This window comes from Streptococcus sp. HMSC071D03 (assembly GCF_001812125.1).
Taxonomy (GTDB): Bacteria; Bacillota; Bacilli; order Lactobacillales; family Streptococcaceae; genus Streptococcus; species Streptococcus pseudopneumoniae_N.
Genome location: NZ_KV807790.1, coordinates 1 through 24,231 on the forward strand (window position 1 = coordinate 1; position 24,231 = coordinate 24,231).

Sequence of the window (24,231 nt, forward strand, 5' to 3'; positions counted from 1 at the left end):
TCAACCCACTACAGTTGACAAAGAGCCCAAAAAATAAAGAAATCCCGCTTCAAAACAGGATTTCTTTATTCATTACAAAAGACTATTTAACGTGATTTGCTAGTTCTTTTTGGTATTTGGCATTTGTTTCGATTTTCTCTTTTTGCCATTTCTTAAGAGCTTCTTCGTATTCTTTAGCTGTTACAATATCATTTTGCAACTCTAAGCCTTTGAATACAAATGGATCACCCTTGATACCAACTTGAGAGTAGGCTTTTGTAAACGGCACTGTGCGACTAACTGTAGGAGAACCTCCTGAAGACGCTACAGGAATGAGGAGTGAGCTATCAGATACCCAAGCCTGTGCTTTAGCATATTTTTCATAGCGTTTGTTAAGGTCGGTTGTTTCTGATGCTGCATCATCCAAGAGTTTCTTGTACTCATCAAGTCCAACTTGAGCCATGACTTCTGGATCTTTACCTTTTGTGATACCCAAGTGTTTAAGGGCAGAACCCTTCTTAGCATCCAGGATATTTAGATAGGTAGCTGGATCTTGATAGTCTGGTCCCCAACCAGTCCCATTCAAGTCATAGTCTTTTTGAGAAGGAACCTTGGCTTGAGATGTAATACTCATTTTCTCATTATCTGTCATTTGAAGCACATCGATGACAACATTTTCAGTTCCAAGCGCTGCTTCGACAGATTGTTTGAGTGAGTTTGTTTGTTGAACAGCGATGACATCTGTTTGTTCAACTGGAATATCCAAGTGAATTGGGAAGGTTACACCCTTGGCTTGCAATTCTGACTTGGCTGTTTCAAAAGCAGCTTTTGCTTTGTCTGGGTTATAAAGAGTATCTTTACCGTCTGTCAAAGCAACATCTTTCCATTGATCACCATAGGTGACAAGTTGTTCTTGCGCCAATTCTCCAAAGGTCTTTTCACCTACTTGGACATAGTCAAAAGGCACAAGGCTATTACGGATAATCTTGTCTGCACCTTCTTCACCATTCAACTGAGCCGCATAAGAATGACGGTCAAGCGCGAAATTGATGGCTTGACGGAAGTTCTTGTTGAGAAGCGCTTCTTTTGTTGATGTTTTTTGAGCATCATCAGTCTTAGCTGTCTTGTTGTAAGATTGACGGTTTACGTTAAATGTAAGGTAATAGCTAGTTGCTTCTTGCGGGCTATAGACAATCTTATCTCCGTATTCTTGCTTGGTTGATTCAAAGTTTGAAGAAGTCGGGAAGAGACGAGCTGTTGTGAATGACCCTGATGCAAAGCTACGAATCAATGACTCTTGGTCAGATCCATCATAGAAAGTAAGCTTGATGTGGTCAATCTTAACATTATCTTTATCCCAATAGTTTGGATTCTTTTCGTACTCGATAACTGATTTTGAAGTTAGATTCTTCAAGATATATGGGCCGTTGTAGAGAATAGATGACGGTGTTGGTGTTCCATAATCTTTACCTTGAGAATTTAGGAATTCTTCATTAACTGGAAGCATCGGTGCTGTTGTCACCTTAGAATTCCAAAAGCTTTCAGGTTGGTTCAAGGTGTATTGAACAGTATAATCGTCGACCGCCTTGATTCCTACCGTTGAGAAGTCGTTACTCTCACCGCTAACATATTCTGCCAATCCTTTAATAGAATCTTGGATAAGAGTTAGACCATCCGACTTGCCATCTGCCGCATGTTTCAATCCAGTCACAAAGTCTTGAGCCTTGACTTCTGCATATTCTTCACCTTCAGAAGTATACCATTTGACACCCTTACGAAGCTTGTAAGTGTAAGTCAAACCGTCCTGTGAAACTGACCAATCCTCAGCTAGAGATGGAATCAAATTCCCATACTTGTCATTTTCCAAGAGTCCGTCGACCAAGTTGGCAATGACGTCTGATGTTGAGCTTTTGCTAGTAACGCTGTAGTCCAATGTTGTTGGATCAATAGCATATACATACGAAAATGTTGTCGGAGCGTCAGCTTTTTTCTCAGTCTTGCTACAAGCCGCCAAAAGAAGAGCTGCGCTCATCGTTATCCCTGCTACTGCGAGCCACTTTTTCGATTTCATCGGTATTCTCCTTTAAAATACTATTTTCACCATTATACCCTATTTTTATATAAAAGCAAGGGGTTATAAGGTATTTTTTAGAAAATTCAAACAAATATTTATTAAAGAAATTTCTATACTTATTTTAGAAAAAAGAGTGGGACAGAAATCGGTAATTCGTTAGAATTCGATTTCGTCGTCCCACCTACGCACAGTTGAGTAGGGCTGTAAAAGCTGATGAAATCAGCGTAGTATAGCCCACTCAACCACTGCGTCTTGCTCGGTAATCCAAAGACAATTGAGAGGCTAGGACTTTTGTCCCAGCCTCTTTTAGGGTTATTTGGCTAATTCGATACAGAAGGCATCCCATGGTTCCAAGGTCTGTGTAGTCAAAACTTCTTCTGCTGATGTGTTTTCAATCAAGATAGATTTAAGTGACTCTTCTACTACAAACTCTTGATTCTGATTGGACAAATTGGCCACAACTAGGAAACGACGGTCCCCATCTTTACGGATATAAGCAAATACTTTTTCAGCTGTTTCAAGGAGTTCAAAATCAGCCCTCACCAACCAACTATTTTCCTTACGGATTTTTACCAATTTTTGATAGGTATAGAAAATAGAATCTGGGTTTTCCAGTGCTTCCTGAACGTTGATTGCTTCGTAGTTTGGATTAACAGCCAACCAAGGTTGTCCGTCTGAGAAACCAGCATTTTTGCTCTCATTCCATTGCATTGGAGTACGGGCATTGTCGCGACCAATGACACGAATACTGTCCATGATTTCTTCCATCGAAACGCCTTTTTCAAGAGCCTCACGCGCATAGTTGAGGGATTCAATATCCTCTACTTGATCTAGCTTTTCAAATGGGAAATTGGTCATGCCGATTTCTTCGCCTTGATAAATATAGGGTGTTCCTCTCATGAGATGAAGCAAAATTGCAAAGGCTTTGGCAGATTTTTCGCGGTATTCTCGGTCATTTCCCCAGATAGAGACGATTCGAGGGAGGTCATGGTTGTTCCAGAAGAGGGAATTCCAGCCATCCTCAACTCCTAATTCTGTCTGCCACTTGTTGAAAATCTCTTTTAATTTCCCAACATTTAGCTCTTTTTGGTACTGCCACTTAGGTTGTCCTTCCTGATACTGAAGACAGATATGTTCAAACTGGAAGACCATAGACAGTTCTTGTCCTTTTGGATCTGAATAGAGTTTTGCGATTTCTGGTGTCGCTCCCCATGTCTCCCCTACTGTCAAGAGCTCTTTGTCGCCGAAAGTAGCCTGATTCATTTCCTTGAGATAGGGATGGAGCATAGGACCATTGTTGACAATCTTCTGATCAGGAATTTTCCCAATCATGTCAATAACATCCATACGAAATCCACCGATCCCTTTATCAATCCAGAAATTCATCATTTCATAGATTTTTTGGCGTAGTTCTTCATTTTCCCAGTTAAGGTCTGGTTGTTTCTTACTGAAAAAGTGCAGGTAATATTGACCAGCCTTTTCGTCATATTGCCAGGCAGAACCACTAAAAATTGACTCCAATTCGTTAGGTTCATCACGCCAGATATAGTAGTCTCGCTCAGGACTATCAGGATTTTCACAAGCTTCGATAAACCAAGCATGCTCATCAGATGTATGATTGACAACCAAATCCATAATGATTCGAATATCTCGTTTTTGAGCTTCAGCAATCAGCTCATCCATATCTTCCATGGTTCCAAAGATAGCCGCGATATCTTGATAATTGGCAATATCATAACCATTGTCATCCATGGGGCTATCATAGACTGGAGAAAGCCAGATCGCTGTGATCCCTAACTTAGCTAGATAGTCTAGCTTACTGGTAATCCCAGGTAAATCACCAATCCCATCTCCATTGCTATCCTTAAAACTTTTTGGATAGACCTGATAAACAACGGCATTGTGCCACCATTTTTCTTGCATCTTTTTTCCCCTTTTAACATTCACTTTATTCCATCATAGACCTTTTCTTAATTTTATGCAAGCGTTTGCTTCAATCTTTTTTCTTATTTCGAACCTCCGTTGTTTCTTATCTTCCTTTTTTTTTATATAATAGAGGTCAGAGGTAAAAAAATGAAAAAACAAGCTTTTAGTTCTGAACAATATTTAAATCTACAACGCGACCATATCTTGGAGCGCATCAACCAATTTGACGGCAAACTCTACTTGGAGTTTGGCGGCAAAATGTTAGAAGATTTCCACGCTGCTCGTGTCCTTCCTGGATATGAACCAGATAACAAAATCAAACTCTTACAAGAATTGAAGGAGCAAGTTGAGGTTGTTATCGCTATTAACGCTAGCAATATCGAGCACTCAAAAGCTCGTGGAGACTTGGGCATTTCTTATGACCAAGAAGTGCTTCGTTTGATCGATAAATTCAATGAACTTGGTATCTTTGTTGGTTCAGTTGTCATTACTCAATATGCAGGACAACCGGCAGCAGATGCCTTCCGTAATCAATTAGAGAAAAATGGTATCGACTCTTATCTTCACTACCCTATCAAGGGGTATCCGACAGATATGGATCACATCATTTCTCCTGAAGGTATGGGGAAAAACGACTATATCAAAACTAGTCGCAATTTGATTGTCGTGACAGCTCCTGGGCCTGGTTCAGGTAAGTTGGCAACTTGTATGTCTAACATGTACCACGACCAAATCAATGGTATCAAGTCTGGTTATGCCAAATTTGAAACCTTCCCAGTTTGGAATCTCCCACTTCATCATCCAGTCAACTTAGCTTATGAAGCTGCTACAGCAGACCTAGATGATGTCAACATGATTGACCCATTCCATCTCCAAACCTATGGAGAAACCACAGTCAACTACAACCGCGACATTGAAATTTTCCCTGTCCTTAAGCGTATGCTGGAACGTATCTTGGGGGAGTCTCCTTATGCATCTCCAACTGACATGGGTGTCAACATGGTTGGCTTTGCAATCACTGATAACGACGCTGCCATTGAAGCATCTAAACAGGAAATTATCCGTCGCTACTATCAAACTGTTCTTGATTTCAAGGCTGAAAAAGTCGGTGAAACTGCCGTTAAGAAAATTGAGTTGCTCATGAATGACCTAGGTATCACACCAGCTGATAGAAAGGTTGCTGTTGCCGCACGTCAAAAAGCTGAAGAAACTGGTGGACCCGCTCTAGCACTTGAATTACCTTCTGGTGAAATCGTTACTGGTAAGAACTCAGAACTCTTTGGTCCAACAGCGGCTGCATTGATCAATGCTATCAAGATGTCCGCTAACATTGATGCTGAAACAAAATTAATTGAACCAGAAGTGGTGAAACCAATCCAAGGTTTGAAAATCAATCACTTGGGTAGCCGCAATCCCCGACTCCACTCAAATGAAATCCTTATCGCACTTGCAATCACAGCTATGCAGAATCCTGATGCGGATCGTGCCATGAAAGAACTCGGAAACCTCAAAGGAAGCGAAGCTCACTCTACGATTATCCTAACAGACGAAGACAAAAATGTTCTTCGCAAACTAGGAATCAATGTAACCTTTGATCCTTACTACCAATACGATCGTTTGTATCGCAAGTAAAATACGACACTCACTCCTCTAAGAGTTGGATCCTCATCGTCCAGCTCTTAGAGTTTTTTTATAGCTTTCCAGTCTTTCACAAGCATATCTTTCAAAAAGAATTCTAGTTTTAATAGAAACTGGGATAACATTTAAGTTTAGATTTATTTCTTATGAATTCTTAAAAGGAGTGATACTCAATGAAAATCAAAGAGCAAACTAGGAAACTAGCCGCAAGATGTACTTGAGTACGGCAAGGGGACGATGACGCGGTTTGAATTTGATTTTCGAAGAGTATGAATCAATCCTCTTCAATCTTGACTTGAACTACCTTGACTGAGGTCTTGATCCGTTTTCTCTACAATATCAAATTGGTGTAATGAGACTGACTTCGTCACTCTTATCTAGAACCTCAAAGCTATTCTGTGAGATATCTACCTAAACACCTTAGTTTGGTCATTAATTTTCATTAAGTATACAAAAAAAGTGAACAAGACAGCATTCTGATTTTCAGAAAACTATTTTGTTCACTTTTTCTTATGATTTAAACTTTGGGTTTATTCTACCGTTACTGACTTGGCAAGGTTACGTGGCTTGTCCACATCAAGTCCACGGTGTAGGGTTGCAAAGTAAGCGACCAATTGTGTTGGTACGACCATTGAGATTGGTGAGAGGTAAGGGTGTACGGTCGTAAGGACAATATCATCGGTATCTTTAGCAACATTTTCTTCTGCAATAGTAAGGACCTTAGCGCCACGTGCTGCCACTTCTTGGATATTTCCGCGAGTGTGGTTGGCAAGAACTGGGTCTGACAAGAGGGCCAAAACAGGTGTCCCCTCTTCAATCAAAGCAATGGTTCCATGCTTAAGTTCACCAGCTGCAAAACCTTCACACTGGATGTAAGAGATTTCTTTGAGCTTGAGACTGGCTTCCATGGCTACGTAGTAATCTTGGCCACGTCCGATATAAAAGGCGTTGCGTGTTGTTTCAAGAAGGTCACGAACCTTGCTATCAATCAATTCTTTTTCTGAGAGAGTTGATTCGATAGACTGAGCCACGATAGACAACTCGTGAACCAGGTCAAAAGCTTGAGCTTTAGCATTACCATTTGCTTCACCGACCGCCTTCGCAAGGAAGGCAAGAGCTGCGATTTGCGCTGTATAGGCCTTGGTTGATGCCACGGCAATTTCAGGACCTGCGTGAAGGAGCATGGTATGGTTGGCTTCACGTGAAAGGGTTGAACCTGGCACGTTTGTCACGGTCAAGCTTGGAATTCCCATTTCATTAGCCTTGACCAAAACCTGACGGCTATCCGCTGTTTCACCAGACTGACTGATAAAGATGAAGAGTGGTTTCTTGCTGAGAAGTGGCATACCATAGCCCCACTCAGATGAAATTCCCAGTTCCACTGGTGTATCAGTCAATTCTTCCAACATCTTCTTAGAAGCAAATCCTGCATGGTAAGATGTTCCAGCTGCCAGGATGTAGATACGGTCTGCGTCTTGAACAGCCTTAATGATAGCAGGATCAACCACTACTTGACCAGCCTCATCTGTGTAGGCTTGGATGAGTTTACGCATAACAGTTGGTTGCTCGTCAATTTCCTTGAGCATATAGTAAGGATAAGTTCCCTTACCGATATCTGACAAATCAAGCTCAGCAGTGTAGCTAGCACGCTCACGACTATTGCCATCATAGTCTTGAACTTCCACACTATCAGCCTTGACGATTACCAACTCTTGGTCATGAATTTCCATGTATTGGTTGGTCTCACGAATCATAGCCATAGCATCTGAGCAGACCATGTTATAGCCTTGTCCAAGACCAATCAAAAGTGGTGATTTATTTTTAGCTACGTAGATGACTTCAGGATCTTGTGAGTCAACCAAGGCAAAAGCATAAGAACCACGGATGATATGAAGGGCTTTTTTGAAGGCTTCAAGAACTGACAAGCCAGCTTCTTCCGCAAATTTTCCAATCAAGTGAACGGCGATTTCCGTATCTGTTTGTCCCTTGAAGTGGTGTCCTGCAAGGTATTCTTCCTTGATTTCAAGATAGTTTTCAATCACACCATTGTGGACCAAGACAAAACGTCCTGTCTCAGAGCGGTGCGGGTGAGCATTGTCCTCTGTTGGTTTCCCGTGAGTCGCCCAACGAGTATGTCCGATACCAGTTGTTCCCTCAACACCAGCAGTTTTAGCAGATAATTCTGCGATACGACCAACAGCCTTCACTAAATGGTTTTCAGCACCACCTAGGACAAAAATTCCCGCAGAATCATAACCACGGTATTCGAGCTTTTCAAGCCCTTGAATCAAAATATCAGTTGCATTTGTGTTTCCAACAACACCAACAATTCCACACATAGTATATACGACACAGGCTAGCTGTGCTTTCCCCTTAAAATTGGTATAGTCTAATTCCCGCTTTGCAGAATCAGCAGAAACAGTATATACTTGTTTCTTTTACTTGTCAAGAATAAAAATTGGTATAGCGTGATTCTGCCGATTCTATCTACTAAAAATCTATCATATTTCGCCTAAAGCAAGTATTTAAAAAGAGCTCTACCGCCCTTAATAACTACTATTTTGTAGCAACCTTTTCTGCTTCCACTACTTCTTGAAAGGTTTTTTGATAATTTACTTTAATCGTCATTGTCATGTGAGAGTCCTCGTTTCTTTTTGATGAACCCAGTATAAAAGCTCTTCCTAAAACATAGCTTATATTTTCCTTAGAAAAAACTAAAAGTAATTCTGACTCAATGAAAACGAAAGAGCAAACTAGAAAGCTAGCCGCAGGTTGCTCAAAGCACTGCTTTTAGATTGCCTGTTAAGACTAAGGTGTTGTTTGAAGTGATGTTGAAATTTATACATTCAGTAAATCAAATGAACATAAGCACTTTTCTAAATCCCTTACCTGAGAATCTCATACAAAAAGAGCGTTACCGCTCTTTTACTTAGTATTTAGGAGAAGGGGTTTGTTCCTGTTGAAACGTTTTTTGATAATTTACTTTAATTGTCATCGTCATGTGAGAGTCCTCGTTTCTTTTTGATGACCCTAGTATAGGCAATAACCCTAAAAGCAAACTTAAGATTTTCTTAGAGAAAGCTTAATCTAAATGTTCTTTCTTTTCTAGATTTAGGGCAATCATATGCCACTCTGGGTCCTCCTGCCAGTTAGGAAGGGAGCTGATATAGCTAGCCACCTTACGTGCTTCCTCAAGTATTGGGAAGTCCTCGATAATATCAGCCACTTGAAACTCTGGTAGACCTGACTGTCTGGTTCCAAAAATCTCACCAGAGCCACGCATTTTCAAATCTTCTTCTGCAAGGACAAATCCATTAGTCGTTTCCGTCATGATGCGCATGCGATCCTTTCCAGAGTCAGTTTTGGGATTGGCTACAAGAACCGCATAGGACTGCTTATTCCCACGACCTACACGACCTCGAAGCTGATGAAGCTGACTAAGTCCGAAACGGTCAGCATCCATGATAATCATAACCGTCGCATTGGGAACATTGACCCCGACCTCGATAACCGTTGTCGAAACCAGAATATCTGTATTTCTCTCTTTGAAATCCTGCATAATTTGGTCTTTTTCATCACTCTTCATCTTACCGTGTAAGAGAGCAACTTTTGCTTTTTCTGCAAAATGAGCCGTCAATTCTTCCGATAAAGCAATAGCATTTTTAAGATCCAGGGCTTCAGATTCTTCAATCAAGGGCGAAATGACATAGGCTTGGGAGCCTTTCTGAATCTCACTCTCTAACCAAGTCAAGACCTGGGGAAGTTGTTCATGCTTGATCCAGCGTGTTACGATTGGTTTTCGTCCTGCTGGCATCTGGTCAATAATGGAAACATCCATATCTCCAAAAGCTGTGATGGCTAAGGTTCGTGGAATCGGAGTCGCCGTCATCATAAGGACATCTGGATTTTCTCCTTTTTCACGTAGGATGCGTCTTTGTCCTACACCAAATCGGTGTTGCTCATCGATGATAATCAAACCAAGTCGAGCGTATTCCACCCCATCCTGTATAAGGGCATGGGTACCGACGATCACATCAACCTCGCCCTTAACAATCGTTTCCAAAACCGTGCGTTTTTCTGCAGCTTTTAGTGAACCCGTTAGGAGAGCTAGTTTCAAATCAGGAAAGAGACTTTCTAGACTTTCAAAATGTTGCTCTGCAAGGATCTCTGTCGGAACCATTAGAGCTGCCTGATAACCAGCCGTTACAGCCGCGTACATCGCTAGACCCGCAACCACTGTCTTCCCACTACCAACATCCCCTTGTAAGAGTCGATTCATGTGATGGTCCGACTTCATATCTGTTAGAATTTCTTGTAGGCTTTTTTCTTGGGCTTGGGTTAAGGCAAAAGGCAATTTCTCTTTAACGGCAGTTAGTTTTTCCTGGGACCAATTCAGGACCAGACCACTTCCATCAACCTTATTTTCAGACTTGAGGGTCTGTAACTGCATTTGGAAATAAAAGAGCTCCTCAAACTTGATTCGACGAAGGGCCTGTTTGTATTCTGCTAAATCCTTAGGAAAATGCATGGCACGAACAGCCTGACAGCGAGACATGAGTTTGTATTTATCGAGCAAGGACTGAGGGATATTTTCCTCTATCAAGAGATCTAGACCCTGGTCAAAGGCGGTTTTAATGACTTTAACAAGGCCTGCTTGACTAACTCCTTGTGCGAGACGATAGACAGGTTGGAGATCATCCTCCACTTGGGCTAAAACCTTCATGCCTGTGAGACTAGCTTTAGCACGATCCCACTTTCCAAAGACAGCCAAGGTTGCTCCTAGTTCAATCTTGTCAGCCAGGTAGGGTTGGTTAAAGAAGTTAACCGCAAACACAACTTCTCCCTGTTTAAGGCTAAAGCGAAGACGATTGCGCTTAAATCCATAATACTGAACACTAGCTGGAGTTACCACCTGACCAGATAGGACAGCCTTTTCACCATCTTCTAGTTCTAGCACCTGCTTGGTCTTAAAATCTTCATAACGGAAAGGAAAGTAGAGCAAGAGGTCTTGCAGATTTTCAATTCCTAGTTTGGCATATTTTTCTGCTGATTTAGGTCCCACACCAGGCAAGACATGCAAGGGTTGGTGTAAATTCATGCTGCTCTCCTTTCCTTCTGTTTTTTAATAATATTCTCTCGGAATTCGATCACTGAGGAGACAAACCACCTCATAATTTATGGTTCCTCGGTAAACTGCTACGTCTGTTGCAGTAATCTCCTTGTCCCCGTTTGAGCCAATCAAGGTTACCTTGGTCCCCAATGGATAAAGCTTAGGCAAACGAATGGTGATTTGGTCCATGGATACACGTCCTACGATGGGGAACAATTGTCCATCCACCAGAACTGAGAAATTCTGCATATCTCGTGTCCAACCATCTGCATAACCTATCGGTACCGTTGCAATGACTTGCTCACCATCTGCTTGATAAGTTGCTCCGTAACCCATACAAGCCCCAGCTGGGACTGTTTTAACATGAACAATAGCTGACTCCAAAGTTAAGGCTGGTTTTAGTGCATAAGGCAATTCCAAAACTTGTCCACTTGGATTGAGGCCATACATGGAATCTCCCATACGAACCGCATTGAGAATTGTTTCCGCATGCCATAGAGTCGTTGCGGAGTTACTAGCATGAACTAACTCTGGTACTTCTTGAAAACCAGCAAGTATTTCCTTGAAACACTCTAACTGTTCCTTAAAATAGCTATCCGACTCTTCATCAGCAGTTGCAAAGTGTGTAAAGATTCCCTCAACATTTGCTCCATGCTCCTTGAGTAAAGTTTGCGCTTCTTCAGCCTCGCTTGCACTTCTAAAACCAATTCGTCCCATGCCTGAGTCAATTTTAAGGTGAACAGTTAAACCTGATAAGTCTGACTCTGTGGCTATGAGTTTCTGGATCCATTCCAACCCAGCCACTGTCAAGGTAATATCAAAGTCCTTAGCCAATGAAAGAGATTCAACCTCAGATACTCCTAAAATAAGAATCTTCTTAGAAATTCCTGCCTGACGAAGCTCGATGGCTTCATCGATATTAGAAACGCAAAAACCATCAACGTCACCCTGGATAGCTGTTGCAACAGCAACCGCTCCGTGCCCATAGGCATTGGCTTTTACAACTGCCCATTTGAGGGTATCTTTGAGAATGTGCGCTCCCATTTGTTGGATATTGTAGCGAATTGCTTCTAGATGAATAAGGGCCTTAGTTGGTCTATGTGGACTAGTTTTCATAATTTTCCTCCAAAATAACACTAGCTGTCACAAACTGATCTGTATGGCTAATCGATAACCACACTTTTCCTGAAAACGGGGATTTACTGAAGTAGGGTGCTCCCTTCTCATTGTTCAAAATTTCCAAGTCCTGAAAACCTAGCTTTCCAATACCCGTTCCCATAGCCTTTGAAAAAGCTTCTTTAGCTGACCAACGACCAGCCAAATACTCAATCTGTCTACGACCTTTGAGACTGGCAAAGCGCTTCAATTCCTTGTCTGTCAAAACACGCTGCGCAAAGCCTTCTCTTTTTTTAACTGCATTTTGTATGGAAGCTAATTCTTCGATATCGATTCCGTGTCCAACTATCATTTTCGTCAAAAAGAGTTGAGGTTCCCCCAACTCCATCCTTTTCACTTATTTTGTTAAGGTAGTATAGATTTCTTCTACCAAGGCTACTGTGTTTTCCCATCCTAGACATGGGTCTGTAATAGAACAACCAAAGATTTCTGGTTGATTTTGGCGACCATCTGCCAAGTAAGATTCAATCATGAAACCTCGAACTGTCTTCTTGATCTTTTCATTCCAGTCACGGTTGAGTAGAGCCTGACGAACAATGCGAACTTGCTCCATATATTGCTTCCCTGAATTATCATGGTTAGTATCAATCATGATAAAGGGATTTTCAAGCCCCATAGACTCGTAACGGCCGATAGCATCTAGGAGAGTTTCATAGTAGAAGTTTGGTTCATTCTTCCCATATTCATTCATAGCTCCACGAAGGATAACGTGGGCCAGGGGATTACCTGAAGTCTCAACTTCTTGTCCATGGTAAAGAAATGTTTGCTTATTTTGTGCAGCATAGATGGCATTAAACATAACAGATAGATTTCCTGAGGTTGGATTTTTCATCCCCACTGGTGCATCAATCCCTGAAGCTACAAAACGGTGTTCTTGGTCTTCTACTGAACGCGCACCCACGGCATGGTAGCTCACCAAGTCGTCAACTAAAACTAGATTGGATGGATAAAGCATTTCATCTGCTGTAGTCAATCCAGTTTCTGTAATAACACGATAATGAAGCTGACGTACAGCCTGCAAACCATTAATCAAACTTGGTGCTTTAGAAGTATCTGGCTGATGAACCAAACCCTTGTAGCCATCTCCATTGGTGCGTGGCTTGGCTGTGTAAACACGCATGACCATGAAAATCTTATCTGCAACTTTTTTCTGCAAGTCTGCCAAACGGCGAGCATACTCAAGAACTGCTTCTTCATTGTCAGACGAACAAGGTCCAATGACCAACAAGATTCGGTCATCCTTTCCTGAAAGGATGTCTGCTAGTTCCTGGTCACGGCTTTCCTTATGTTGCAAGGCTTTTGCAGATAACTGTGTTTCCGCCTTAATCGCTTCAATATCGATTTCTTGACCTTTTTCAATAAATGCCATATTATTCTCCTAGTCTTTGGTAAATTTCGCGAACAAGAGCCTCAGTATTTTCCCATCCTAGACATGGATCGGTGATAGATTTTCCAAAGACCTCTGGTTCATTTTGACGACCGTCTTCTAGATAAGACTCAATCATGAAACCACGAACATATTTTTTAATCTTTTCATTCCAGTCACGGTTAATCAAGGTCTGACGAACGATGCGAATCTGATCCATATATTGCTTGCCTGAGTTGTCATGGTTGGTATCAATGATGATAAAGGGATTTTCAAGGCCCATCTTTTCATACTGGGCAATGGTATCCATCAAATTATCATAGTAGTAGTTAGGAATATTTTTCCCGTATTCGTTAAGGGCACCACGGAGAATGGCATGCGATAGAGGATTTCCAGTAGTTTCGACTTCTTTTCCTAGGAAAAGGAAACTTTGTTTGTTTTGAGCCGCATAAATACCGTTGAACATGACATTGAGATTTCCAGACGTTGGATTTTTAAAACCTGTCGCAAAATCTGCTCCACTAGCCACAAAACGGTGTTGTTGATCTTCAACTGAACGAGCTCCAACTGCCATATAAGAAATCAAATCATCTACCAAAGGAAGGTTCTCTGGGTACAACATCTCATCTGCCGTCGTCATTCCTGTTTCAGAAATAACACGATAATGCAAGTGGCGAACCGCCTTGATCCCATTGATAAGGCTCGGCGCTTCTTTGGCATTTGGTTGGTGAATCAAACCCTTATAGCCATCACCATTAGTACGTGGTTTAGCAGTGTAGACGCGCATCACCATAAAGACACGGTCTTTGACTTCTTCTTGCAATTTTGCCAAACGCTTGGCATACTCAAGAACTGCTTCTTCATTGTCAGACGAACACGGACCAATCACCAACAAAATGCGTTGATCTTCACCACGAATAATCGCTTCAAGTTCTTGATCGCGTTGTTGTTTATTGGCAAGTGCTTGTCCTTCTAATTTAGACAAACTACGAACTTCTTCAATATTAATTTTAGGGCTTTTGGCTGTAAATACCATGATTCATCCTCCTTATAAAGCAAACGGACGCCAAGTGAAAATTCACTTTTCACTAGGCATCCGCCTGAAAATTAGTCATTCTTAACGTCGTTTACCGTGACAGTTTTTAAATTTCTTACCAGAACCACATGGACACAAGTCATTACGCTTAACTTGGCTAAGATCCAAATCTGCAGGAAGGTCAGCTTGTTGGGCAACAATATTTCGAGTCGCTGTCGTGCTGATATGACGCTCCGCCTGTGGGCGTTCTTGTTCATGGATTTGAGCTTTCATCATCAAACGAGTAACATCAAACTCAATAGAACCAATCATATCATTAAACATACGGAAACCTTCTGCTTGATACTCTACGACTGGGTTGTTCTGAGCATAACCACGGAGACCAACAGCATTACGCAACTGGTCAAGGGCATCGATATGGTCAGTCCATTTATTGTCAACCACACGTAGGATCAATACCTTCTGGAATTCCTTAACGGCTTCTTCATCTCTCAACTTAGACACTTGGTTATTGTAAACAACCAAAGCACGTTGGAAGAGTTCTTCCTTGATTTCTTTATCTGACAAGCCTGACAAGTCATCAAGAGAAATAGAATCTTCTGGCAAGAGGTTGAATCTAGCAAAGTTGAGGATTGCTTCTAATTTTTCATCTTGTTTAGCACGAGCATGGTTATCGACAACACGATTAATAGTGCGTTTAATCATGGCATGAATCTCAGGAGCAAGGTCACGATCAGCAGTGATAACATCGTAGCGTTGTGAGTAGATAATCTCACGTTGTTCACGCATGACGTCATCGTACTGAAGGACTTGTTTACGAGTATCGTAGTTGTTTCCCTCAACACGTTTTTGAGCTGCTTCTACTTGACGGGTCAACATGCGAGATTCAATAGCTTCGTCAGACATATTGAGGCGTTCAAAGACACCTTTCAAGCGTTCTGAACCAAAGCGTTTCATCAAATCATCTTCAAGAGAAAGGTAGAATTGAGATTCACCTGGATCCCCTTGACGACCTGAACGTCCGCGAAGCTGGTTATCAATACGACGGCTTTCATGGCGTTCTGTACCAATGACACAAAGTCCTCCAAGTTCACGAACACCTTCACCAAGTTTGATGTCGGTACCACGACCGGCCATGTTAGTTGCGATGGTAACGGCACCACGCTGACCAGCGTTCATGATAATTTGAGCTTCTTTGTAGTGATTCTTGGCATTCAATACTTCGTGAGGAACGCCTGCAGCTACCAATTTTTTAGAAATGTAGTCACTGGTTTCAACTGCAACCGTACCAACCAAGACAGGTTGACCTTTTTGGTAGCGAGCTTTTACATCTTCGACAACAGCCTTAAACTTAGCATCGATACTTGCATAGAGTAGGTCTGAGTGGTCGATACGTTGAACCGGACGGTTTGTTGGGATAGGAATAACACGAATGTTGTAGATTTCACGGAATTCTTCTTCCTCAGTCTTACCTGTACCCGTCATACCTGACAATTTCTTGTACATACGGAAGAGGTTTTGGTAGGTGATAGAAGCTGAAGTCTTGGTTTCATCTTGGATTGGCACACCTTCTTTAGCTTCAATCGCTTGGTGCAAACCATCAGAATAACGACGACCTTCCATGGTACGACCAGTAAATTGGTCGACAATCAAGATTTCTTGCTCTTCGCTGACCACATAGTCAATATCAAGAAGCATGATGTAGTTGGCACGAAGGGCATTATCGATAAAGTGAGTCAGAGCAACATTTTCAATATCGTAGAGGTTGCTTAGATTAAAGTAGCTTTCGGCCTTGTCAATACCTGAATCTGATAGACCAATAGTCTTAGACTGAATATCAATGATATAGTCATCCTTATCCAAAGACTTCACAAAATGGTCTGCCATATGGTAGAGTTGACTTGTTTCAACTGCATTGGCCCCTGAAACAATCAAAGGAGTACGAGCTTCGTCAATCAAGATTGAGTCGACCTCATCGACCAAGGCGTAGTTGAGTGGACGTTGAACCATATTCTCCGCACGGACAACCATGTTATCACGGAGGTAGTCAAATCCGATTTCTGAGTTGGTTGAGTAAGTGATATCACACTCATAGGCTTCTTTTTTCTCCATTGGAGATTTGGCCGCCAAGTTGATCCCTACTGATAAGCCAAGCCATGAGTACAACTCACCCATCTCAGTCGCATCACGTTCAGAAAGGTATTCATTGACCGTAACTACGTGAACCCCTTTACCTGAAAGAGCATTGAGGTATACAGGCATCGTCGCTGTCAAGGTTTTCCCCTCACCAGTACGCATCTCAGGAACGTCACCATGGTGAAGAACGATCCCCCCCATAACCTGAACCTTATACGGGAAAAGACCAAGAACACGCTTAGCTCCCTCGCGTACAACAGCAAACGCCTCATACAAAAGTTGGTCAAGAGTCTCACCATTTTGGTAGCGTTGTTTGAATTCTTCTGTTTTTGCTTTCAATTGCTCGTCTGTTAACGCAGCCATTTCATCTTCATATTTGAGGACTTTATCAGCCATCTTCTCCAGACGACGAATCTCTCCTTTATCATTTTCGATGATTGATTTTAATAAATTTGCCATTTTTTTCCTTACTTTAAATTCTGAATATTTTAGAATGTTCTTTTTATTGTAGCATATTTGCCCAATTTTTTCAAGAAATATTCCATTTTCCCTTAGAGCAAAAAAGGGCTAATCAAGGTGATTAGTTCCCTTAAAATTCCTATTCCGAGGCTAGTTTTCTTCATTAATGTTTCTAGCTAGTTTATCCATGAAAAAATTTCCATCATTTTCTATCAGATAAAAGCTTGCCTATTTCTTTCAAGGAAGACTGGATTTCTTCTTTTCCAATCGTAGCTTATTCATAAATTTTAGACAAGCATAGATTTTCCAGTCATTGACTAAGGATAAAAAGACTAAAAGTAGCCATATCACCCATCTAGCAAGATCCCTTGGTTCTTGTAAAATAAAGTTAAATAAGACTAGCGAAAAAAGAGTGAAAACTAGACTAAACAAGGCTGCTAGAGGCATATAAAACCAATAAAAATAGTAAAAGACAGAAAAGTACTTACTTCCTGGCTGTACCTTCCCTTGCCAACGAAAAAAGTAAAAGTAGGGTGCCAAAATCAAGAATTTTAATAGTTTTTCCATCTCCTTACCTCTCCAACGCTTTCCTTATTTTATTATAGCAAAAAAATCTGGAAATATCTTTCCAGATTCTGCTTTTTTATTTTCGTTTTCTTGCGATTAGGTGAATTGGTGTTCCCTCAAAGACAAAGGCCTTGCGAATTTGATTTTCCAAGAAACGCAAGTAAGAGAAGTGCATAAGCTCTTCTTCGTTGACAAAGATGACAAAGGTTGGTGGTTTGGTTGCTACTTGAGTCGCATAGAAAATCTTGAGGCGTTTCCCTTTGTCGGTCGGTGTTGGATTGATGGCGATAGCATCCATAATCACATCGTTCAAGACAGCTGATGGAATACGGGTATTTTGACTTTCACTGATTTGCTTAATCATCTCAGGCAACTTGTGGAGACGTTGCTTGGTCAAAGCTGATACAAAGATAATCGGTGCGTAAGGCAGGTATTGGAACTGCTCACGGATATCCTCTTCCCAGTTTTTCATGGTGTGGTTATCTTTTTCAAGAGTATCCCACTTATTGACCACGATAATCATCCCTTTACCAGCTTCGTGGGCAAATCCAGCGATACGCTTGTCATACTCACGAATACCTTCCTCGGCATTGAGGACCATCAGAACTACATCTGAACGGTCAATAGCACGCATAGCACGCATAACCGAGTATTTCTCAGTATTTTCATAGACTTTACCTGACTTACGCATACCAGCCGTATCAATCATGGTAAACTCTTGGCCGTCAGCATCTGTAAAGTGGGTATCAATGGCGTCACGAGTTGTACCAGCGACAGGACTGGCAATGACGCGGTCTTCTCCCAAAATGGCATTAATCAAGCTAGATTTTCCAACATTTGGACGACCAATCAAGCTGAATTTAATAACATCTGGATTTTCTTCTTCAACTTCATGAGGAAGATTTTCTACGATAGCATCTAGCACATCCCCGGTCCCGATACCGTGAACAGATGAGATCGGTAGAGGTTCGCCCAATCCAAGAGCATAGAAATCATAGATATCATTTCGCATCTCTGGATTGTCAACCTTGTTAACGGCTAAGATGACTGGTTTATGAGTTTTATAAAGTTTACGGGCAACGTATTCGTCCGCATCTGTAATTCCTTCTTTACCAGACACGACAAAGACGATAACATCTGCTTCTTCCATGGCAATTTCTGCCTGGTGCTTGATTTGTTCCATGAAAGGCGCATCGACATCATCGATACCCCCAGTATCAATCATACTAAAAGAACGATTGAGCCACTCACCTGTGGCGTAGATACGATCTCGCGTTACACCTTCAATATCTTCTACGATTGAGATGCGTTCTCCCGCGATACGGTTAAATAGGGTTGATTTCCCAACATTGGGACGTCCCACAATGGCAACAGTTGGTAAGGCCATGTTTTCTCACTTTCTACAATAACTTCTTCTGCTCAAGATTTTCTCGAGTCGAGCTTGGTTCTGGATTGCCAAATTGCTCTGCCAAACGTTGACTCCAAGTGGTAGTCGCACGCGCACCTGCATATTCAGTCTGTACACGGTCATAGGCTTCAATTGCCTCAGTTAACTGTTCTTGGTATTCTTCCTCAAAGACAACATTCTCTAGTGGCAGTCTTGGTTTTACAGCATGCTGTTGATTTGGCACACCGAGTGCAATCCCAAAGACTGGATAGGTATAGTCAGGAAGCTTGAACAATTCTGCTAACTCAACAGACTTGTAACGCACCAAACCGATAATCACTCCGCCATAGCCTAGGCTTTCTGCCGCAAGCAAGGCATTTTGTCCAGCTAGAGCTGCATCTACTGAAGTGATGAGGAGTCCTTCCACCCCTTGAGGTTGGAAAACATCCGTATGGAGACGAGCCCCTTTTTCTGCACGGTTTAGATCACCAACAAAAAGTAAAAATGCTGCAGACTGGCGAATCGCTTCCTGAGGAACTAGCTCAAATAAGGCGTCCTTCTTTTCTTGACTTCTGACAAGAATGACAGAGTAGGATTGGAAATTTTTCCAAGAAGAAGCCATTTGGGCAGCTGTCAAGATCTCATTCAAGTCTGCTTGGGGAATCTCTTGCTCCTTAAATCTGCGCACCGAGGTATGAGATTTCATTAAGGTGATTGTTTCTGTCATCGGCGGTTTTCTCCTTCAAGTCGTGTTTCCTCTGCTAAATAACGAATGCGTTCCATGACGCGTCTAGCTTCCCAAGTTTCGTCATTTCCGTTTTTCCCTTTAGCGAAATGCTTCTCCAAATCTTCAAAGTTGAAGTTGGAGGTGAAAAAGGTTGGCAAATCTTCCTGCATACGATATTGGAGAATAACCTGCAGGATCTCGTCACGCACCCAAGCTGTTGATTGCTCGGCACCAATATCATCCAAAATCAAGACTTCAGCAAGCTTAATCTCATCCACCAAGGTCTTGACATTGCCATCACCGATAGCATTTTTGACATCGATGACAAAGCTCGGATAGTGGAGGAGCGTTGATGAAACACCACGTTTTTCTGACAAATCATGAGCAAGGGCAGCCACCATGAAACTTTTACCCACACCAAAGTCTCCATATAAGTACAGACCTTTTCGAATAGCTGGATATTGCTCCACAAAGGCTAGGAGCTTTTCAAAAACTGGCAAGCGCCCCAAATCATCTAAATCAACTTGAGCTAGGCTAGCTTTTTTAAGACTAGCTGGAAGATTGATTAGCTTGAGACGGTTTTTAATTGCCGCTTCTTTTTCTGCTGCGATTAGTTCCGGAGTCTCTTCATAGGAAACATCTGCATAGCCATGATTCATGACTAGGATAGGCTTGTAGCCACGCGCGATATAGTCTGTATCTCCTCGGAGGAACTTATCTCTCTCAGTGATGTATTGGTTAAACTTGGAAATACTACGGTTTAACTCCTCCTGACTGAGAGATTCTTTCTGGATAAAGGCTGCAACATCAGGGTCCTTCACAATTTGCTGGACTAAATCCTGATACTGAAATCGGCTTGGTTGACGCTTGAGTACGTCTCCGACACTTTCCATCTAGTCTCCTCCTTTTTCTAATCGAGCTAACATTTCTTTTTTCTTACGTTCTAGTTCTAAGCGAGTTTCTTCGCTCGTTTCATTCTTATATTCAGGATTGCTCCATTTAGGCACATTGGTTTTTGCTGGGGCAGTCTGATTCTGCTTTTGCGTTTTTGCTTTTTGGCCACGTTCACGAATACGGAGAACTGCCTCCTCGGCACTACGGATATTTTGATAGGCGTAGTCATTAGCCACCTTCATGGCGTATTTTTCATTGATATTGGCCGAATCAACCTTATTAAAGGTCAGGAGCAAGATAACATTGATCACTTCATCCAGCAAACCCAAGGCTGCCATCTGCTGGAGCAGGTCCCGTTCAGTCTGGGTAATACTTCCCTTGCGGGTCTGCTTAATCTCAGCAAGGAATTGCAAGGCTGTCTTTCTCTTAGCCTCTCGGATAATGGTTGCTTCCTTGGGACTAAAGTCAGAAGTCACAGGCTTTTGCGCTATCTTTTCACGGATGCGTTTGACAGAAATCACTTGCGACACTGCTGTCGCTTTGGCTACTTGATAAGTCTCAAACCAGGTCCACTTCTGCTCGTCAGCTATTGCAAACAAGGTCAAAACATCCGAAGTCTCATCTTGAAAACGAAGACCATCACGGGCCATGAGCTGACGGAAATGCTCCAAATCAAAATCATCTGCTGCAGGCTGGCTGCTAGAGGTTTCTTGACTCGCAGACTCGGATAACTGAGGGAAGATTTGACTCAAGGCCACCGAGATAGGTTCCCCTTCAACACGTTCCTGTCTCATGACTGCAACCGCACTATCTCCAATCATTTTTTCTAACAAGGTCCGATAAACTGTATGTTGTAAAAATTCTTGAGTTGATAAGGGAGAATGGAGTAACAAGTTATAGGCCTCTCCCTGCTGATAGAGGGTCACCAATTTCATGGCTGTTAGAGTTTTAAAAGCCTTTAAAAGACTATCCATCCCAAAATTCAGATGGTTAAGCATAGCTGCAAAGAGGTGCTCCTTTTGGCCACCATCCCAAAAAGTCACAGCATAAAGATAGAGGCTCAGCGCCTCCTGACCGATAATCGGGAGGTAGCACTGCACCATTGATGAGGTATCTTGCGACACCCGATTATTCTTTACAAAAGAAAAACGGTCATTTGGCTTCATTTATTTTTCCTTTTTCTTTTTAGAGGATTGTGTGATCTGCTGGAGGAGGCTTTCAAGCTCACTCACATCCTTAAAGCTACGGTAAACACTGGCAAAACGTACATAAGTAATCTCATCGAGCTCTGCCAACTCTTCCATAACCAAGGAACCAATATCCTCACTCTGAATTTCATTTTCATTGCGACTACGGAGTTTTTGTTCGATGCGATTGACCACCATGCCAATCTCATCACTAGACACTGGACGTTTCTGGGCTGAACGAATAATCCCGTTAAAGATTTTATCTCTTGAAAATTGTTCCCGTGTACCATCTTTTTTGACTACAACTAGCGTTCTCTCTTCTACACGTTCATAGGTTGTAAAACGATGCTGACACTCTTCACACTCACGTCTTCTTCTGATTGTATTTCCTTCTTCAGCCTGGCGACTATCGATCACACTTGATTTTGTAGCGCCACATTTTGGACAACGCATGCCTTTCCCTCCTTGTCGTTTTCTTTTCATTATACCATTTTTTAAGAGATTCCCAAAATAATTCTCCTTTTGGCTTGACAAGTTTTTTGTTTTGTTGTATTATTAAATTAATACAAAGGTAATTAGAAAGGAGATCGTGATGTCTTGGACATTTGATAACAATAAACCCATTTATTTGCAGATTATGGAGAAAATCAAATTGCAGATTATTTCCCATAAACTCGAGCCCAATCAACAGCTTCCAACCGTTAGAGAATTAGCTAGCGAGGCAGGGGTCAATCCCAACACCATCCAGCGCGCCCTATCGGACTTGGAGAGAGAAGGCTTCGTTTATACCAAGCGGACGTCAGGACGCTTTGTCACAGAGGATTTGGACTTGATCCTCCAATCCCGTAAGCAACTGTCAGAAGAACAGCTGCAACAGTTTGTAACAGGCATGGTAGAATTTGGTTATGAAAAAGAAGAACTACCGACTGTTTTGAGAGATTATATTGAAGGAGTTTAAACTATGACTTTGTTAGCATTAGAAAATGTGTCAAAATCCTATGGAGCAAGCCCTGCTCTTACAAATGTTTCCCTTGAAATTCCAGCTGGAAAAATCGTTGGCCTCCTTGGCCCAAACGGTTCTGGAAAGACAACCTTGATTAAACTAATCAACGGCTTACTACAGCCAGAGGAAGGGCGTATCCTCATCAATGGCATGGAACCAAGCCCAGCAACTAAAGCAATTGTTTCTTATCTTCCTGATACGACCTACCTCAACGAGCAGATGAAGGTCAAGGAAGCTCTCACTTATTTCAAGACCTTCTACCAAGATTTTAATCTGGAACGTGCTCAAGGTCTTCTTCGTGACCTTGGTATTGATGAAAATAGCCGTTTCAAGAAACTCTCAAAAGGGAACAAAGAAAAGGTTCAGTTGATCCTTGTCATGAGTCGTGATGCTCGTCTATACGTGCTTGATGAACCGATCGGTGGTGTCGACCCTGCAGCTCGTGACTATATCTTGAATACCATCATTAACAACTACTCTCCAACTTCTACTGTCTTGATTTCAACTCACTTGATTTCAGACATCGAGCCAATCTTGGATGAGATTGTCTTCCTCAAGGATGGAAAAGTCGTCCGTCAAGGAAATGTTGATGATATTCGCTATGAGTCTGGAGAGTCTATCGACCAACTCTTCCGTCATGAGTTCAAAGCCTAGATAAAGGAGATTATTATGTTTTGGAATTTAGTTCGTTATGAATTTAAAAATGTTAACAAATGGTATTTAGCCCTCTATGGTGCTGTACTGGTACTTTCTGCTCTTATCGGAATTCAAGCAAGGACTTACAACGATATTCCTATCAAAGAAAGTCAACCTATTCTACTTATTTTTCTAGCACTCGTGTTTGGTGGCTTGATGATTACGCTTGGGATTTCAACCTTGATTTTGATCATCCGTCGCTTCAAGGGTAGTGTCTATGATCGACAAGGTTATCTGACTTTGACCTTGCCAGTTTCCGAACACCAGATTATCATGGCCAAACTCTTGGGGGCCTTCATTTGGTCTCTGATCAGTTCAGCAGTCTTGGTTCTGAGCATTTATATCATTCTTGTGATAATTGAGCCTAATTCTGTTAATTTCCTTGCTTTCAAAGACTTGTTCCAACAGTACCTAGACAGTATCGGCTTATATCTAATTTCATTCATCCTCGGCACAATTTCAGGAATCCTCTGCATCTACTTGGCAATCTCCATCGGACAACTTTTCAATGAATACCGCACAGCACTCGCGGTTTTAGCCTACATTGTTATCCAGATCGTGCTCGGTTTTGTCGGTCTAAACCTTCGCATAGATACTAATTTCAATATGATGCTTACATTTGAAATCTTTACGGATTTAATCCTAATTGCTGGATTCTACCTCGGTACTTACTATATCTTGAAGAATAAGGTTAATCTTCAGTAATCATTCAGAGGATGGTCAAAAACTTAATTTTATAGTGGATTGAACTTAGAGTAGCACGTCATGGATTCTAAAACATTTTTAAAAATTAATTTGACTTTCCTAACCTCTTTGTTCATATCTTATTTCAATTAACTATAGTCAATTGAAACAAGAACAAGACAAAAG

18 protein-coding genes are annotated in these 24,231 nt (G+C 41.7%); 4 read left to right on the forward strand and 14 right to left on the reverse strand.

The window, feature by feature from the left end:
- Window positions 1–82: 82 nt before the first annotated feature.
- Complete coding sequence (locus tag HMPREF2837_RS08100) at window positions 83–2,050, reverse strand: peptide ABC transporter substrate-binding protein (protein WP_049549036.1); 1,968 nt, start codon at window positions 2,048–2,050, stop codon at window positions 83–85.
- 315 nt (window positions 2,051–2,365) lie between these two features.
- The gene (locus tag HMPREF2837_RS08105; protein WP_049549035.1) at window positions 2,366–3,976 is read right to left on the reverse strand and encodes a glycoside hydrolase family 13 protein; all 1,611 of its coding nucleotides are present in this window, start codon (window positions 3,974–3,976) and stop codon (window positions 2,366–2,368) included.
- A 150-nt stretch (window positions 3,977–4,126) separates the two neighbouring features.
- Between HMPREF2837_RS08105 and HMPREF2837_RS08110 the strand changes: the two genes are divergently transcribed.
- Window positions 4,127–5,611, forward strand: a complete 1,485-nt coding sequence (locus tag HMPREF2837_RS08110; RefSeq protein WP_049549034.1) for a DUF1846 domain-containing protein — start codon at window positions 4,127–4,129, stop codon at window positions 5,609–5,611.
- A gap of 536 nt (window positions 5,612–6,147) precedes the next feature.
- On the opposite strand, the gene glmS is transcribed toward HMPREF2837_RS08110, so the two are convergent.
- From glmS to nrdR, 12 genes are all read right to left on the reverse strand, one after another.
- Window positions 6,148–7,956: a glutamine--fructose-6-phosphate transaminase (isomerizing) gene (gene glmS / locus HMPREF2837_RS08115; protein ID WP_049549033.1), complete on the reverse strand. Its 1,809-nt coding sequence runs from the start codon at window positions 7,954–7,956 to the stop codon at window positions 6,148–6,150.
- 743 nt (window positions 7,957–8,699) lie between these two features.
- A complete protein-coding gene (recG, locus tag HMPREF2837_RS08120; RefSeq protein ID WP_049549032.1) occupies window positions 8,700–10,715 on the reverse strand; it encodes an ATP-dependent DNA helicase RecG in 2,016 nt (671 codons plus the stop codon).
- Between the two features lie 24 nt (window positions 10,716–10,739).
- Window positions 10,740–11,843: an alanine racemase gene (gene alr / locus HMPREF2837_RS08125; protein ID WP_049549031.1), complete on the reverse strand. Its 1,104-nt coding sequence runs from the start codon at window positions 11,841–11,843 to the stop codon at window positions 10,740–10,742.
- Complete coding sequence (gene acpS / locus HMPREF2837_RS08130; protein WP_049549037.1) at window positions 11,833–12,195, reverse strand: holo-ACP synthase; 363 nt, start codon at window positions 12,193–12,195, stop codon at window positions 11,833–11,835. Before acpS ends, alr begins: the two co-directional genes overlap by 11 nt.
- A gap of 45 nt (window positions 12,196–12,240) precedes the next feature.
- Entirely contained in the window at window positions 12,241–13,272 is a 1,032-nt protein-coding gene (locus tag HMPREF2837_RS08135) for a 3-deoxy-7-phosphoheptulonate synthase (RefSeq protein ID WP_049503924.1), read from the reverse strand.
- 1 nt (window position 13,273) lies between these two features.
- Entirely contained in the window at window positions 13,274–14,305 is a 1,032-nt protein-coding gene (locus tag HMPREF2837_RS08140; protein ID WP_000232201.1) for a 3-deoxy-7-phosphoheptulonate synthase, read from the reverse strand.
- Window positions 14,306–14,386: 81 nt separating this feature from the next.
- Window positions 14,387–16,900 carry a preprotein translocase subunit SecA gene (gene secA / locus HMPREF2837_RS08145; protein ID WP_049549030.1) on the reverse strand — a complete coding sequence of 838 codons (2,514 nt, stop codon included), beginning with the start codon at window positions 16,898–16,900 and terminating at the stop codon, window positions 14,387–14,389.
- 643 nt (window positions 16,901–17,543) lie between these two features.
- Window positions 17,544–18,854: a ribosome biogenesis GTPase Der gene (gene der, locus HMPREF2837_RS08155; protein ID WP_049508964.1), complete on the reverse strand. Its 1,311-nt coding sequence runs from the start codon at window positions 18,852–18,854 to the stop codon at window positions 17,544–17,546.
- 13 nt (window positions 18,855–18,867) lie between these two features.
- Window positions 18,868–19,581: an NADPH-dependent oxidoreductase gene (locus tag HMPREF2837_RS08160; protein ID WP_049549028.1), complete on the reverse strand. Its 714-nt coding sequence runs from the start codon at window positions 19,579–19,581 to the stop codon at window positions 18,868–18,870.
- The gene (dnaI, locus tag HMPREF2837_RS08165) at window positions 19,578–20,474 is read right to left on the reverse strand and encodes a primosomal protein DnaI (protein WP_049549027.1); all 897 of its coding nucleotides are present in this window, start codon (window positions 20,472–20,474) and stop codon (window positions 19,578–19,580) included. The genes HMPREF2837_RS08160 and dnaI overlap by 4 nt, the downstream gene beginning before the upstream one ends.
- A complete protein-coding gene (locus HMPREF2837_RS08170) occupies window positions 20,475–21,641 on the reverse strand; it encodes a DnaD domain protein (protein WP_049549026.1) in 1,167 nt (388 codons plus the stop codon).
- Window positions 21,642–22,115 carry a transcriptional regulator NrdR gene (gene nrdR, locus HMPREF2837_RS08175; RefSeq protein WP_049549025.1) on the reverse strand — a complete coding sequence of 158 codons (474 nt, stop codon included), beginning with the start codon at window positions 22,113–22,115 and terminating at the stop codon, window positions 21,642–21,644. It abuts the gene before it with no gap.
- A 139-nt stretch (window positions 22,116–22,254) separates the two neighbouring features.
- Between nrdR and HMPREF2837_RS08180 the strand changes: the two genes are divergently transcribed.
- Genes HMPREF2837_RS08180 through HMPREF2837_RS08190 form a run of 3 tightly spaced genes read left to right on the forward strand, consistent with a single transcriptional unit; the run spans window position 22,255 to window position 24,066 of the window.
- Window positions 22,255–22,620, forward strand: a complete 366-nt coding sequence (locus HMPREF2837_RS08180; RefSeq protein WP_000119157.1) for a GntR family transcriptional regulator — start codon at window positions 22,255–22,257, stop codon at window positions 22,618–22,620.
- A gap of 3 nt (window positions 22,621–22,623) precedes the next feature.
- Window positions 22,624–23,319, forward strand: coding sequence for an ABC transporter ATP-binding protein (locus tag HMPREF2837_RS08185; RefSeq protein WP_049549024.1), 696 nt, complete (start codon window positions 22,624–22,626; stop codon window positions 23,317–23,319).
- Between the two features lie 15 nt (window positions 23,320–23,334).
- A complete protein-coding gene (locus tag HMPREF2837_RS08190; RefSeq protein WP_049549023.1) occupies window positions 23,335–24,066 on the forward strand; it encodes an ABC transporter permease in 732 nt (243 codons plus the stop codon).
- The last annotated feature ends 165 nt before the right edge of the window (window positions 24,067–24,231 follow it).